At 68.6% G+C, this 13,704-nt stretch carries 16 protein-coding genes; 10 read left to right on the forward strand and 6 right to left on the reverse strand.

Annotated features, from left to right (window positions below; translation table 11 throughout):
• Positions 1–13: 13 nt before the first annotated feature.
• A complete protein-coding gene (locus tag AB0F86_RS25605) occupies positions 14–448 on the reverse strand; it encodes a MarR family transcriptional regulator (protein WP_356986113.1) in 435 nt (144 codons plus the stop codon).
• Positions 449–664: 216 nt separating this feature from the next.
• Between AB0F86_RS25605 and AB0F86_RS25610 the strand changes: the two genes are divergently transcribed.
• From AB0F86_RS25610 to AB0F86_RS25630, 5 genes are all read left to right on the forward strand, one after another.
• Entirely contained in the window at positions 665–1,588 is a 924-nt protein-coding gene (locus AB0F86_RS25610) for an alpha/beta hydrolase family protein (RefSeq protein ID WP_356986112.1), read from the forward strand.
• Between the two features lie 56 nt (positions 1,589–1,644).
• Positions 1,645–2,175, forward strand: coding sequence for a bifunctional adenosylcobinamide kinase/adenosylcobinamide-phosphate guanylyltransferase (locus tag AB0F86_RS25615; protein ID WP_356986111.1), 531 nt, complete (start codon positions 1,645–1,647; stop codon positions 2,173–2,175).
• Positions 2,176–2,248: 73 nt separating this feature from the next.
• Positions 2,249–3,316, forward strand: coding sequence for a nicotinate-nucleotide--dimethylbenzimidazole phosphoribosyltransferase (gene cobT / locus AB0F86_RS25620; RefSeq protein ID WP_356986110.1), 1,068 nt, complete (start codon positions 2,249–2,251; stop codon positions 3,314–3,316).
• Positions 3,313–4,080, forward strand: a complete 768-nt coding sequence (locus AB0F86_RS25625; RefSeq protein ID WP_356986109.1) for an adenosylcobinamide-GDP ribazoletransferase — start codon at positions 3,313–3,315, stop codon at positions 4,078–4,080. The genes cobT and AB0F86_RS25625 overlap by 4 nt, the downstream gene beginning before the upstream one ends.
• Before the next feature lie 135 nt (positions 4,081–4,215).
• Positions 4,216–4,929 carry an MBL fold metallo-hydrolase gene (locus AB0F86_RS25630; RefSeq protein WP_067643314.1) on the forward strand — a complete coding sequence of 238 codons (714 nt, stop codon included), beginning with the start codon at positions 4,216–4,218 and terminating at the stop codon, positions 4,927–4,929.
• A gap of 50 nt (positions 4,930–4,979) precedes the next feature.
• Here AB0F86_RS25630 and AB0F86_RS25635 read toward each other — a convergent pair whose 3' ends face one another.
• Positions 4,980–6,077 carry a branched-chain amino acid aminotransferase gene (locus AB0F86_RS25635; RefSeq protein WP_356986108.1) on the reverse strand — a complete coding sequence of 366 codons (1,098 nt, stop codon included), beginning with the start codon at positions 6,075–6,077 and terminating at the stop codon, positions 4,980–4,982.
• A 26-nt stretch (positions 6,078–6,103) separates the two neighbouring features.
• Entirely contained in the window at positions 6,104–7,204 is a 1,101-nt protein-coding gene (gene gcvT / locus AB0F86_RS25640; RefSeq protein ID WP_356986107.1) for a glycine cleavage system aminomethyltransferase GcvT, read from the reverse strand.
• A gap of 101 nt (positions 7,205–7,305) precedes the next feature.
• Here gcvT and AB0F86_RS25645 point away from each other — a divergent pair, with 101 nt between their 5' ends.
• The 3 genes from AB0F86_RS25645 to AB0F86_RS25655 all read left to right on the forward strand — a co-directional run bounded on the left by AB0F86_RS25645 (position 7,306) and on the right by AB0F86_RS25655 (position 9,864).
• Positions 7,306–7,485, forward strand: coding sequence for a hypothetical protein (locus AB0F86_RS25645; RefSeq protein WP_356986106.1), 180 nt, complete (start codon positions 7,306–7,308; stop codon positions 7,483–7,485).
• A 94-nt stretch (positions 7,486–7,579) separates the two neighbouring features.
• A complete protein-coding gene (locus AB0F86_RS25650) occupies positions 7,580–9,130 on the forward strand; it encodes a bifunctional phosphatase PAP2/diacylglycerol kinase family protein (RefSeq protein WP_225282211.1) in 1,551 nt (516 codons plus the stop codon).
• 89 nt (positions 9,131–9,219) lie between these two features.
• Positions 9,220–9,864, forward strand: coding sequence for a hypothetical protein (locus tag AB0F86_RS25655; RefSeq protein ID WP_356986105.1), 645 nt, complete (start codon positions 9,220–9,222; stop codon positions 9,862–9,864).
• Here AB0F86_RS25655 and AB0F86_RS25660 read toward each other — a convergent pair.
• Positions 9,854–10,885: a hypothetical protein gene (locus AB0F86_RS25660; protein WP_356986104.1), complete on the reverse strand. Its 1,032-nt coding sequence runs from the start codon at positions 10,883–10,885 to the stop codon at positions 9,854–9,856. The two genes, AB0F86_RS25655 and AB0F86_RS25660, sit on opposite strands and share 11 nt — an antisense overlap.
• A gap of 119 nt (positions 10,886–11,004) precedes the next feature.
• Between AB0F86_RS25660 and AB0F86_RS25665 the strand changes: the two genes are divergently transcribed.
• On the forward strand, positions 11,005–11,256 hold the full coding sequence (locus AB0F86_RS25665) for a hypothetical protein (protein WP_356986103.1): 252 nt from the start codon (positions 11,005–11,007) through the stop codon (positions 11,254–11,256).
• A gap of 51 nt (positions 11,257–11,307) precedes the next feature.
• On the opposite strand, the gene AB0F86_RS25670 is transcribed toward AB0F86_RS25665, so the two are convergent.
• Both AB0F86_RS25670 and msrA read right to left on the reverse strand, forming a co-directional pair.
• On the reverse strand, positions 11,308–12,354 hold the full coding sequence (locus AB0F86_RS25670) for a hypothetical protein (protein WP_356986102.1): 1,047 nt from the start codon (positions 12,352–12,354) through the stop codon (positions 11,308–11,310).
• Positions 12,355–12,472: 118 nt separating this feature from the next.
• The gene (msrA, locus tag AB0F86_RS25675) at positions 12,473–12,985 is read right to left on the reverse strand and encodes a peptide-methionine (S)-S-oxide reductase MsrA (RefSeq protein WP_067496036.1); all 513 of its coding nucleotides are present in this window, start codon (positions 12,983–12,985) and stop codon (positions 12,473–12,475) included.
• A gap of 200 nt (positions 12,986–13,185) precedes the next feature.
• Here msrA and AB0F86_RS25680 point away from each other — a divergent pair, with 200 nt between their 5' ends.
• Positions 13,186–13,602, forward strand: a complete 417-nt coding sequence (locus tag AB0F86_RS25680) for a carboxypeptidase-like regulatory domain-containing protein (RefSeq protein WP_356986101.1) — start codon at positions 13,186–13,188, stop codon at positions 13,600–13,602.
• Positions 13,603–13,704 lie beyond the last annotated feature (102 nt).

Below are 13,704 nucleotides of genomic sequence, written 5' to 3' on the forward strand. Positions count from 1 at the left end.
CTCTGTTCGGTCGTCAGGTGCCGCGATCGGCTTCGAGGTTGCCGATCGCCTGGGCGGCCAGGCGCAGCAGTTCTTCGCGCTCGGCGTCGGAAAATCCCGCTGTCGCAAGGGCGTTCACCTCTCGGGCCGCCGCTTCCAATGCGGGGCGGAGCCGGCGCGACCGGTCGGTGAGGTGGATCAGTGCCCGTCGGCCGTCGGCGGGGTCGGGTGTGCGTTCGACGAGGCCGTCGCGCTCCATCCGCTTGAGCGTGTGCGCCATCGTCGACTGGTCGATACGGACCTTCTCGCAGAGTTGCTGCTGCGAGACCCCTTCCTGCTCGTACAGCGCGAGCAGTTGTGCGAATTGACCCGGCACCACCCCGTGCCGGGCGATGCGGTCGCGCAGCGCCTGTTCCATGAGGCGCGCGAGGTGGTTGATCACGTACCCGAGCGAGTCACCGCGGTCCATTGCGCTCCCATCTTCCGTCGTCGACCCAACAATACATGGCAAGCCATACATTTGGGACTTCGCGCAGATTCGCCTGTGACGGTTCATAATTTGTGAACACGTCAGTTCATCGAGAAGGCGGAGTGACTTGACCCCCGATGGGGAACCTGGTCAGCTGGAACGGTGTTTCGTAGCGGGTGGGGAAATTTCACGCGGTTGAGGACGGTCCTGGCGACCGTGACTGCGGCTGTGGTGGTGTCGACGATCGGTTCGGCAACGGCTGCGGCCGTGCCCACCGCCGCCGTGTTGCGTACGCCCGCAGGCGGTTTCGAGGAACTGCACGTTCCGTCGAGCATGGGGCCGATCAAAGTGCAGGTGCGGTGGGCGGCGCGGGGCGGTTCGGCCGCGCTGTATCTGCTCGACGGTTTGCGTGCACCGGGCGACCACAGCCAGTGGACCACCGATACCGACGTGCTGAACCGATTCGCCGGTGACAACGTCACTCTGGTCTTCCCCGTCGGCGGGCATTCGAGTTTCTACACCGACTGGTACCGCCCGAGCAGCACCAACGGACAGACCACCACCTACCGGTGGGAAACGTTCCTCACCCGCGAGCTGCCGGACTTCCTTGCCGGATACGGTGTTTCACGCACGAACAACGCGGTGGTCGGCGCCTCCATGGGTGGCAATGCCGCGCTGACGCTGGCGGCGCACCACCGCGACCAGTTCCGGTTCGCGGGCGCGTTCTCCGGCTTTCTCAACCCGACCTTCCCGGGGTGGGATCTGACGATGCGCGCCGCCATGCTCGACGAGGGCCGCTTCAACCTCGACGACATGTGGGGCCCGGTCGGTGATCCCGCCTGGCGGCGCAACGACGCGACCGTCCAGGCCGAACTGCTGCGCGGCCTGCCGCTCTACATCACCTCGGGCAACGGTGTGCCCGGCCCACTCGACGCGAGCTCCGCGGTGGGCAACACCGTCAATGCGATGGGCATCGAGTCGCTGGCCGTGATCGCGGCCAGCATCTTCCGGGAACGAACCACCGCCCTCGGCATCCCCGCCCGCGTCGACATCACCGCGGGCACCCACACCTGGCCGTACTGGCAGCAGTCGCTGGCCAACGCCCGGCCGATGATCCTGCAGGCACTCGGCGAAGCCTGAGATCCCGGCGGCCCACCGCCGCGCCTCGCCATGGCACCGATTGCTACCGTGCTGCCATGTCGGCCACTGCCTCACGCACCCTCGTTCTAGGTGGCGCCCGCTCGGGAAAGTCCGCGTTCGCCGAGGGACTGCTCACCGAGGCGATCGAGGTGCGCTATCTGGCCACCGCCGTCCTCGATCCCGCCGACCACGACTTCGCCGAGCGCGTCGCCGTCCATCGCGACCGGCGCCCGGCGCACTGGTCGACCGTCGAGAACACCGAACCCGCAACGGTTCTCACCACCGGCGCGCCCGCGACACTGCTCGACGACATCGGCACCTGGCTCACCGCCCGCCTCGACGCCCGCGCCGCCTGGGATGCACCGCGCGGCACCGTCACCCCCGACTGCGACGAACTCGTGGCGGCCGTCGCGGCCTACCGGCAGCGGCTGGTGATCGTGTCGCCCGAGGTGGGCATGGGTGTCATCCCGGCGACGCGGTCGGGTCGGCTGTTCCGGGACGAGATCGGCACCCTGAATCAACGGTTGGCCCGGGTGTGCGACGAGGCGTTCCTGATCGTGGCCGGGCTGCCGGTCCGGTTGAAATGAGCCGGGGTCGCCCGGCACGCCGTGGTCCGGGCAAGATGAGCAGCGAAGAACCACTTTGTCGAAAGGCTTGCCAGTGACACACGGATTCGGCCCGGTCGCGGCCCCCGACGCGCAGGTGCGTGCCGCGGCCGAGCAGCGCCAGACGCAGCTGACGAAACCGGCCGGATCGCTGGGACGGCTCGAGGAACTCGGCAACTGGATCGCCGCCTGCCAAGGTGTGTGTCCGCCGAAGCAGTTCGAACGTGCCCGGGTGGTGGTGTTCGCCGGTGATCATGGTGTTGCCGAGCATGGCGTCTCCGCGTATCCGAGCGAGGTCACCGCGCAGATGGTCGCGAATTTCCTGGCCGGTGGGGCGGCGGTGAACGCGCTGGCCGCCGTCGCGGGCGCGACCGTGCGGGTCGCCGACATCTCCGTCGACGGCGACACCGATCCGACGGTCTCCCAGCACAAGGTGCGCCGCAGCTCCGGCTCCATCGACCGTGAAGACGCGCTCACCGGGGAAGAGGTGGCCGCCGCGCTCGCCGCCGGGCGCGCGATCGCCGACGAGGAGGTCGACGCGGGCGCCGATCTGCTGGTCGCCGGGGACATGGGCATCGGCAACACCACCCCCGCCACCGTCCTCGTCGCCACCCTCACCAACACCGAACCGGTCGCCGCCGTCGGACGCGGTACGGGTGTCGACGACGCGGGCTGGATCCGCAAGGTCGCCGCCATCCGCGACGGCATGCGCCGCGCCCGCCCCGTCGCCGCCGACCCCGTCGAACTGCTGCGCGTGGCGGCGGGCGCCGATTTCGCCGCCATGGTCGGCTTCCTCGCCCAGGCCGCCACCCGCCGCACCCCCGTCCTGCTCGACGGTGTCGTCGTCACCGCCGCCGCCCTGGTCGCCGAGGACCTCGCCGCAGGCGCGAAAGCATGGTGGCTCCCCGCCCACCGCTCCACCGAGCCCGCCCACGACCTGGCCCTGAAACACCTCCGCCTGCAACCACTGCTCGACCTGAGCATGCGCCTCGGCGAAGGTTCCGGCGCCCTCACTGCCCTCCCTCTCCTCCGCGCCGCCGTCGCCACCCTCTCGGAGATGTCCACCTTCGCCGACGCGGGCGTGAGCACATCCGACGAAGTATCTGTCGACCTCGTCAAGTGACGCCGCGCAACGTTGTGAACCCCGCGCGATTGGCGATCTCCTGGCTCACTGTCGCACCCGTTCGCGGTCCGGCGCAGGTCGACCGGGCCGTCGCGGGGCGGGCGATCACGCTCGCGCCGTTGGTCGGACTACTGCTGGGCGGCGGGGTGGCCGGGGCGCTGTGGGTGTTCGAGTGGACCGGACTCACCAGCGCGCTCGCCGGCCTGCTCGCCGTGGGGCTTCTCGCCCTGTGCACGCGCGGAATGCATCTCGACGGGCTCGCCGACACCGCCGACGGGCTCGGCAGCTATGGGCCGCCCGAGCGGGCGCGGCAGATCATGAAGTCGGGGTCGGCGGGGCCGTTCGGGGTGGCGGCGTTGATCTTCGCGATCGGGATTCAGGCGTTCGCCTTCGCCGCGCTCGTGGACGAGAGGCGGTGGGGGGCGATCGTGCTCGCTGTCGCACTCGGCCGGGTCGCGGTCGTCATCGCCTGCCGACGTGGTGTTCCGGCCGCACCGGAGTCGGGTTTCGGCACCCTGGTGGCAGGAACCCAGCCGGTCGCGTCGGTGATCTTCTGGTCGGCCCTCGCGCTCGGCTGCTCCGTGTTCGTCCTCCCCGGCAACTTCTGGCTCGGCCCCGTCGTCGTTATCGCGACCCTGGCCGGATCGGTCCTGATCACCCGCCACTGCGTGCGCCGCTTCGGTGGCATGTCCGGTGACATTCTGGGCGCGACGGTGGAAATCACGACTTCTCTTGCCGCCCTTGGCTTCTCGACGACATTCTGACTGCCCGCCATCCGACTATGTGAAACCAGCACTGTTCACAACTGGGGTGCTCGCCGGTTGTGCGCTCCCACAGACCGCCCGGTCATCGGTACTCGGGTGCATCGCCAGCACACCGGTGGCAATACAGTGGAAGACATGTCTTCCGAGCGCCTCTACTTCCGTCAGCTGCTGTCGGGCCGGGATTACGCCGTCGGCGATCCGATCGCGACACAGATGCGCAATTTCGCGTATCTCATCGGCGATCGGGAGACCGGCGAGACCCTCCTCGTCGACCCCGCCTACCAGGCCGCCGACCTCGTTGAGGTGGCCGCCGCCGACGGCATGCGCGTGAGCGGCGTCCTCGCCACCCACCACCACCCCGACCATGTCGGCGGAACCATGCTCGGCTTCACCCTCGGCGGTGTGCGCGAACTGCTCGAGAAGACCAGCGTGCCCGTCCACGTGAACAAGCACGAACTGGACTGGGTAGCCAAGACCACCGGTATCGCCCCGAGCGAGCTCACCGGCCACGACAACGGCGACACCGTCTCGGTCGGCGCCTTCGACATCGAACTGCTCCACACCCCCGGCCACACCCCCGGCAGCCAGTGCTTCCTGTTCGACGGCCGCCTCATCTCCGGCGACACCCTGTTCGTCGACGGCTGCGGCCGCACCGACTTTCCCGGCGGCGACTCCGACGAGATGTTCCGCAGCCTGCGCCACCTGGCCGGCCTGAACGGCAATCCCGTCGTCTACCCGGGCCACTGGTACTCCGAGGCGCCGAGCGCCGAACTGTCCTCGGTCCGCGACAACAACTACGTGCTGCGTCCCCAGTCCCTACAGCAGTGGCAAGCCCTGATGCCGGGCTGATGAGCGAAAAAGAGCGGGCCCACACCGGGGGCCCGCTCTTTTTTCGTCGATTACAGCTTGCGCAGCCACCCGTGGGTGTCGGCGAACGTGCCGCGCTGGATACCGGTGAGCGTGTCGCGCAGCGCCATCGTCACCTCACCGGGCTCGCCGCCGCCGATCGCGAATTCGCCGTCGTGGGAACGCACCCAGCCGACGGGGGTGATCACGGCGGCGGTTCCGCACGCGAAAACCTCACTGATCTCACCGGATTCGGCACCCTTGCGCCATTCCTCCACCGAGACCTTGCGCTCCTCCACCGGGTAGCCGGAGTCGGCGGCCAGGGTGAGCAGCGAATCGCGGGTGATACCGGGCAGCAGCGAACCCGACAGTTCCGGAGTCACCAGTCGCGCCTGCGACCCGGTGCCGAACACGAAGAACAGGTTGTTGGTGCCCATCTCCTCGACGTAGCGACGCTCGCAGGCGTCCAGCCACACCACCTGGTCGCAGCCCTTCTCGGTGGCCTGGGCCTGGGCGAGCAGGGAGGCGGCGTAGTTGCCCGCCACCTTCGCCTCACCGGTACCGCCGGGTGCGGCGCGCACGTATTCGGTGGACAACCACACCCGCACCGGCTTCACGCCGCGCGGGAAGTACGCACCGGCGGGCGAGGCGAGCAGTAGGTACTTGTAGGCGGCAGCAGGCTTCACGCCGAGACCGGCCTCGGTGGAGAACATGAACGGACGCAGGTACAACGAGTCCTCACCACCGGCGGCGGGCACCCAGTCGGCGTCCACCTCGAGCAGTTGCCGCACCGACTCGATGAACAGCTCTTCGGGCAGCTCCGCCATCGCCATGCGGGCCGCAGAACGACGGAACCGCGCCGCGTTGGCGTCGATGCGGAAGGTGGCGATGCTGCCGTCGGGCTGACGGTAGGCCTTGAGCCCCTCGAAGATCGCCTGTCCGTAATGGAAGACCATGGTGGCCGGGTCCATCGACAACGGACCGTACGGCTCGACCCGCGCGTTGCCCCACTGACCGTCGGTGTAGTCGATCGACACCATGTGATCGGTGAAGTACCGCCCGAAACCGGGCGCCGCCAGTACCTGTTCCCGCTGCTGCGCCGAGATGGGCGCGGGGTGCGGAATACGGGTGAACTGTGCAGCGACTGTCATGATGCGATCCTATCGGGCGGTAACTGTTACTTGGTCTTGGTGTCGACGAACGGCGGCTTGACCACCTCGCAGCGCAGCCTGCGCCCGCGCACGTCGACCTCCACCTCGTCGCCGGGTGCGAGCTTCGCGTCGGTGTCGAGCAGGGCCAGCGCGATACCGACCTTCAGCGAGGGTGAGAACGTGCCCGAGGTGGTCTCGCCGACCGGTTCGCCGTCGCGCAGGACGGTCTGGCCCTGGCGCAGCACACCTCGGTCGAGCGCTTTGAGACCGAGCAGCGTGCGCCGCGGTCCGTCGGCCTTCTCCTTCGCCAGCGCGTCCTTGCCCCAGAACTGCGGCTTCTGCCAGCCGACGGCCCACCCGGTGCGGGCCTGGTTGGGGGTGATGTCGAGGGAGAGTTCGTGGCCGTGCAGGGGGTAGCCCATCTCGGTGCGCAGGGTGTCGCGGGCGCCGAGTCCAGCGGGCTGACCGCCCGCGGCACGGACCTGTTCGACCAGCGCGCGGAACACCGGTTCGGCGTCGTCCCATTTCGGCAGCAGCTCGTAGCCGTGTTCGCCGGTGTAGCCGGTGCGGCATACGCGCACGGGCCGACCGTCCCATTCGGCGTCGGCGTAGGCCATGTACTCCATATCGGTGGGCAGGCCGAGCGCGGCGAGCACCTCGGTGGACTTGGGCCCCTGCACCGCGAACACCGCGTACTCACGGTGTTCGTCGGTGACGGTGATGCCCTCGGGTGCGGTCTTGCGCAGCTCGGCGACAACCGCGGCGGTGTTCGCCGCGTTCGGTACGAGGAACACCTCGTCGTCGCCGACGTAGTAGGCGATCAGATCGTCGATCACGCCGCCGTCCTGCGCGCAGCACAGCGTGTACTGCGCCTTGCCCGGGCGGATGCGGCCGAGATCGTTGGTCAGCGCCGAGTTCACGAATCGCGCGGCGCCGGGCCCCGCCACCGTCGCCTTGCCAAGATGACTCACATCGAACAGGCCGACCGTGGTCCGCACCGCGGTGTGCTCGCCGACGGTCCCCGCGTACTGCACCGGCATCTCCCAGCCACCGAACGGGGCGAAGGTCGCCCCCAGTTCGACATGAACGGCATGGATGGGGCCTTCGAGCAGGACGTTGTCGGTCATGGCAGCGAGCTTATCCGGCGGTCCCGACATCGCGGCGTGCCCCTGCATTTGGGGGCTCTCACCAGGCATCTCGGCACGCCGGAGCATGCGAGGATCACGCCATGAATCTCCGTAGACCCATCTCCGTCCTGATGCTCGCCGGCGCGTCGGTGCTGCTGACCCAGCCGGTCGCGCACGCCGAGACCGGCAGCAGCCAGATCAATGTGGGCTGCATCCTGCAGTCGCTGTCCGGCGAGAGCCCGACGGCCGACTGCAACCCGGCCCCGATCCCGGTCCCCTGATCGGGGACCGTCGTGACCCGGCTTCGAGGGGTGCACGGGTCGCGACGGTCGCGAGCGAAAGATGAAGACGGGCAACGGCGGTAGTGTTCTCGGTGTGAGTGATCTGCCCCGCGCCCGGTTCGGTCATGTCGCCCGGATGGACGAGACCATGAGCCGGGCTGTGTCCCGCATTCCCGAAACCGCCATCGATCGCGGCATGCTGCGACTGACCCGCTCGGCGAACACGGGCGGGCTGTGGTTGGCCACGGCGGCGGTGCTGGCGGCCAAACCCGGTCCGCCGCGCCGGGCCGCGCTGCGCGGTGTGATCGCCCTGGCGGGCACGAGCATCGCGGTGAATCTCGTACTCAAGACGCTGATCCCCCGGCGCAGGCCACCGGCCGAGCTGATGCCGCACGGGCGCAGGCTCGTCGACGCGCCGGTGTCGTCGTCGTTCCCGTCCGGGCACAGCGCCAACGCCGCCGCGTTCGCCACGGCCGTCGCGTTGGAGAGCCCGCGCACCGCGCTCGCCGTGGCTCCCGTCGCCGCCGCCGTCGCCTACTCGCGCATCCACACCGGCGCGCACTGGCCCTCGGATGTGCTGGTCGGCGCGAGCGTCGGCACCGCAGTCGCGCTCACCACCCGCCGCTGGTGGCCGATCCGCGAATCCGACGAGGCCGAGGCACACGCCGTGCAGGACGCGCCGATCCTGGCCGACGGCAAAGGCCTTGCGCTGCTGATCAATCCGCGCTCCGGTGACTCCACCTACGACCCGACCCCGGATATCGCCGAGGCCCTGCCCGCCGCGAAACTGCTGCACACCGTGCCCGGTCGCGACGCCGCCGAGGTACTGCAGGAGGCTATCGACCCGTCGGTGCTCGCGGTCGGCGCCGCCGGTGGTGACGGCACCATCGCCGCGGCCGCCGCCGTCGCGATCCGCAACGACCTGCCGCTGGTCGTGGTCCCCGCGGGCACCCTCAACCACTTCGCGCGCGACCTCGGCGTCTACGACCTGCGCGAGGTGGCCGACGCCACCGGCGCGGGCGAGGCCGTCGAAGTCGACATCGCCGCAGTCGAATTCGACACCCCCGAGGGACCGCACACCCATCACCTCATCAACACCGCCAGCGTCGGCGCCTACCCGGAGCTGGTCCGGTTGCGGGAGAAGTGGGAGGACCGCTGGGGCAAGTGGCCCGCGTTCGCCGCGGCCCTCGTCGTCACCCTGCGCCGGGCCGAACCGATCCACATCCGCATCGACGACCGCTGGCACGACATGTGGTTCCTGTTCATCGGCAACGGCCCCTATCATCCGCACGGCGCGGTGCCCGCGTTCCGGTCCCGCCTCGACGAGGGGCTGCTCGATGTGCGCTGGCTACGCGCCGACGTGCGGTTCTCCCGGACCCGTGCGGTGATCGCGTTGATGCTGGCCGCGATCGGGCACAGCCGGGTGTACGGCGAACGCCAGACCCACGAACTCACCATCACCTCGAAGTCCCCGATCGCGGTGGCCGCCGACGGTGAGGTGGTCGGCACGGCGAGCACCCTGCGGTTCTCGGTGGCGGGCCGGGTGACGGTGTACCGCCGCGACGAGGAGAACCCGCGCTGGGAGAACCGGGCCCGCCCGCATCACCGTCGTCCGCTGGCCTGGCTCACCGATCGGCGTCGCTGAACCGGGTTTCTCACGAACCCGTCTCACCTCGATCACCATCGCCCACAACAACCTTGCGCCACCACGTCGGACTGTGCACATGATGGATCATGAGCTTTCCGGACGGTGGACGTCCGATCACCGCGTTCGAAGCAGACCGCCGCTGGGACCCCTGGACGCCGAGCGTGGTCGCCGCCCGTCTCGCCGACTGCACGGCGCCGTGGGCGGTGGCAGGCGGGTGGGCGCTCGACCTGTTCGCCGGGGCCATCTCGCGCGCCCACGCCGACATCGAAATCGCTGTTCCCCGAGCGGCTTTCCCGACGATCGCGGCGGCGTTTCCCGAATACGAGTGGGATGTCGTCGGTGACGGCACGCTGTGGTCGTTCGCGGCCGCCGCCGAGAACGCCGACCTGCACCAGACCTGGTTGCGTGATCCGTTCACCGGCGCCTATCACCTGGACGTGTTCCGCGAACCGCACGACGGCGACACCTGGATCTGCCGACGCGAACCCACCATCACCCTCCCCTACCGCGACCTGATCCGCACCACCCCCACCGGTATCCCCTACCTGATCCCCGAAGCGGTCCTGCTGTTCAAGGCGAAAGCCGACCGCCCCAAGGATTCCGCCGATTTCCACCACGTACTGCCGCTGCTCACCCCGGAACGCTCGACCCGGCTGCACAACTGGCTGACCCGCGTCCACCCCGGCCACCGCTGGCTCGCCGAACTACCGGCCCCTTCGGCTACGCAGTGACGCACCACCCCTGCCGGTAATCGGCCCAATCCTGAGGCGTAGCAGCGAAATCCACATACAACGCCACCCCGAAGTTCGCTCGGCCCACATCGGTGCGCGTCTGCCCTAATCGGATCCCACGCACCGCCGCCGCCACGGTCTCGGCCGTCCCGTGATGGCCAGGATCGTCGGCCCAGAACGCCGGTGCGCCCATCAGCAGATCGACCTCCGCGGGTGTCACCTCCAGCGCCAGCTCCGTCTGCTGCGCGACGTAGCCGCTGTAGAGGGCGCGCGTCGGCATCGCGGTGTCGTAGGACATCACCGCCACCTGATCGACCCGCCGCGCCACCTCCGCGAAATACGCCTGGCTCCACCACTTCCCGTGATCGGCCACCGCGATCCCCACCGCGTGCAGCCCGGGAAGCGGATCGATCACCGGCGCCGACACCGACAAGGTCACCCCGGCGGCCGCGGTCATCGCGCGGGTCTGCTCGAGCAGGGCCAGGTACCCCGGCGACCCCGATCGGATGGGTTCGAGGTCGTAGTGCACACCGTCGAACCCGTAGTCGAGCACCCGCCGCGCCGAGGCGACCACCCGTTCCCGCGACGACGCCGATTCCACGTCGAGACCGTCGAATTCGGGCTGGACGATATCGCCGAGCCACGACTGCACCCGGATACCGGGCAACTTCGTGTGCACCGCGTCGACGAACCAGCGCGCCCTTGGGGCCAGGTCGTCGCGCAACGACCCGTCGTGCTCCAGCGGACCCGTGTGGACGTACAGATCACGAATGCCGGTACCCGCCAGCAACTTCGCGAGCCCGTCGATATCGGCGTCGGTGCGGCGCCCGTCGACCCAGGCGTGGCCGAGCCAGAACGCGTCCTTACCCCGGGTGCGCGCCTGCTCGGATTGCTCACCGACGTTGTACACCAGCAGCGCGGTGAGTATGCCCGCGACCGGCACCGATACCACCGCCACCAGCGCGAGCACGACGACGAGACCACGCATCCACCACGACCACGCCCGCCACTTCCCCCGCATTGTCCCTCCCCCGATCGACGACGCCCCGATACTACCGGCAGGTACCGACAGGGAAATTTCCGGCAAATCGCCCATGCGTGAAACACTGTGCGCCGCTGTACAACTGAACGGAGCACCACATGAAATTCGCCGTCACCCTCGGGTCCGCCGCTGTCGCGGCCTTCGTCTTCGCGATCGCGACCCCGGCCGTGGCCAGCGCCCAGCAGTCCTCGGACTGCCACGGCTCGTACTCTCCCTGCCTACCCATTGTCAGCGACGTCGACTGCGAGGGTGGCAGCGGCAACGGCCCCGTCTACACCGGCAAGGTGAAGGTCATCGGCCCCGACGACTACGGCCTCGATCGCGACGGCGACGGTTACGGCTGCGAGTAGACAGCACGAGGGGCGTGCGATGACGGATCATCGCACGCCCCTCGGCGTAGATCAGCGGTTCTCGGGCCTGCCCCAGCCCTCGTCGTCGGGCTTGCCGAGATCGGGCCCCGAGCCTGGGCCGCCGTAGCCCTGATCAGGGGAACCCGGCCCGCCGTATCCGGGCTGTTGCCCACCGGAGCCTGGGCCGCCATAACCGGGCCCGCCAGGTTGCTGACCACCGTATCCGGGCCCACCGGGCTGCTGTCCACCGAAACCGGGCTGGCCATAGCCGGGCCCACCGGGCTGCTGCCCACCGAAGCCGGGCTCGCCGTAGCCACCCGCACCCGGAGCGCCGTATCCCGGCTGCTCACCGAATCCACCTGCGGGACCGCCGTGCGGCGGGTAACCCGGATCGGCGACGCTCTGGCCCCCGACCACCGGCCCACCGGTGATCACCCGGTAGGCGTAGGCCGTCGCCAGCACCGACAGCGGAATCGTCACCAGCAGACCGAGACCACACAGCAACGCGCCGACGATATTGATGCCGAACAGCGCGAGCGCCAGCAACAGCAGTGGCCCCGCGTTGGCGGAGATCGCCGAAAAACTCGACTTGATCGCGGTGATCGCGTCCTGGTTCCGGTCGAGTACGAAGTAGAGCGTGAACCAGGTGAAGAAGGCGATCACGATGCCGGGCAGGATGCACAGCACGAAGCCGATACCGGTGGCGATACCGACGAGCAGCGAGGCCACGATCACCGCACCGACATTGGTGAACTTGAAGAATTCACCGAATCCCGGTTTGCGCCCGTCGGTTTCGTCCAGTGCGCCGCGCACCATCGCCGCGGAGATCAGATAGCCGACGACGGTGCTCACCACACTGCCGATGAACTGCCAGACACCGAATCCGATGCTGAAGTTGCCGCTGTAATCGGTGTCGGCGGAATTGCCGAGCCCGAAGATGAAGTTGAGCGCCACCTGGATCACGGCGAAGATCAGGACGATACCGATCCAGACGACGACGTTGTTCTTGTATTTCTCCCAGGCGTACCCGAGAGCGGCGCCTACGCTGAGATCCGGTCTCGCCGGAGGATATCCGGGTTGCTGCTGTCCATACGTCATCCGAACCGCATCTCCTCATCGTCTGCGGCGACCGCGGCCGCCGTCATGAGTCATACCGATCCGACGTCATCGCGCTCACGCCGACATCGCCGATCATGGCATATGTCGGCGTCGCTTATCAGCTCACATTCTCACGTTTGGGCAATTTCCATCCCGGACGCGGGAAATGGCAGGTGTAGCCGTCGGGATAACGCTCCAGATAGTCCTGGTGCTCGGGCTCGGCCTCCCAGAATTCCCCCGCCGGGGTGACCTCGGTGACCACCTTGCCCGGCCACAGCCCGGAGGCGTCCACGTCGGCGATGGTGTCCAGCGCGATGCGCCGCTGCTCGTCGTCGAGATAGAAGATCGCCGATCGGTAGCTCGAGCCGATGTCGTTGCCCTGCCGGTCCTTGGTGGTCGGGTCGTGGATCTGGAAGAGGAATTCGAGCAACGCGCGGTAATCGGTCCGCTCGGGGTCGTAGACGATCTCGACGGCCTCCGCGTGACCGGGGTGGTTGCGGTAGGTGGGGTGCTCGTTCTCACCGCCGGTGTAACCGACGCGAGTCGACAGAACCCCCGGCTGACGGCGGATCAGGTCCTGCATACCCCAGAAGCAGCCACCGGCCAGAATCGCCTTGCGGGTCTCGCTCACAGATCCTCCTCGATGAGAGCTCGTGGTCGCACGTACAGCGCACGACCGTGGGAGTAGAACGCCGGATTCATCCCCGGAATTCCGCTCAGTACAGTCTCGCCCCGAGAGTTCACGCAACACCAACCCCAGTGTTACCCACATTCGAGGAGGAATACGGCGCAATGCCACGGTTCGGGGTTTCACAGTGTTCGGCGATCGCAGTGATCGCGACAGCTCTTCTCACGGGCACGGCGGGCGGTGCCCTCGCCCATCCGGGCGGTCCCGACGACACCGTCGGCCAGACCACGACCAGCTGCGAGCAGGGCGGTGAAACGCTGTACGACGACCGGTACACCCGCGCGGCGGTCGGCCAGATCGATGCCGTGCTGGTCACGGCGGACACGCGCGCACCGATCGCCGGCGGCAAGGTGGTGTTGATCGGCGTCGACGCCTGTGGCGATTCGATCCATCGACACCTGTTCACCGGCAATTCCGGGCAGGCCAGTTTCCGTGGCCTGCAGCCCGGCCGCTATCAGCTCACCGCTTACACCAGCGACTCCGACGTGCAGCCGATCACCTCCACCGAGGTCGCTCTCGACACCCCGAGCACCAAGACGGTCCGCTTCGTCGCAGGCTGACGGTTCGGGCCGGGCATCCGTCCGGCCCGAAAACCGTTGACCCCCAGCGCGTTCACCCCGTCCGTGATAGACATCACCCGAAGTGGAAAAGGGGTGGTTTCC

Source organism: Nocardia sp. NPDC023733 (assembly GCF_040639775.1).
In the GTDB taxonomy this organism is placed as follows: domain Bacteria; phylum Actinomycetota; class Actinomycetes; order Mycobacteriales; family Mycobacteriaceae; genus Nocardia; species Nocardia rosealba.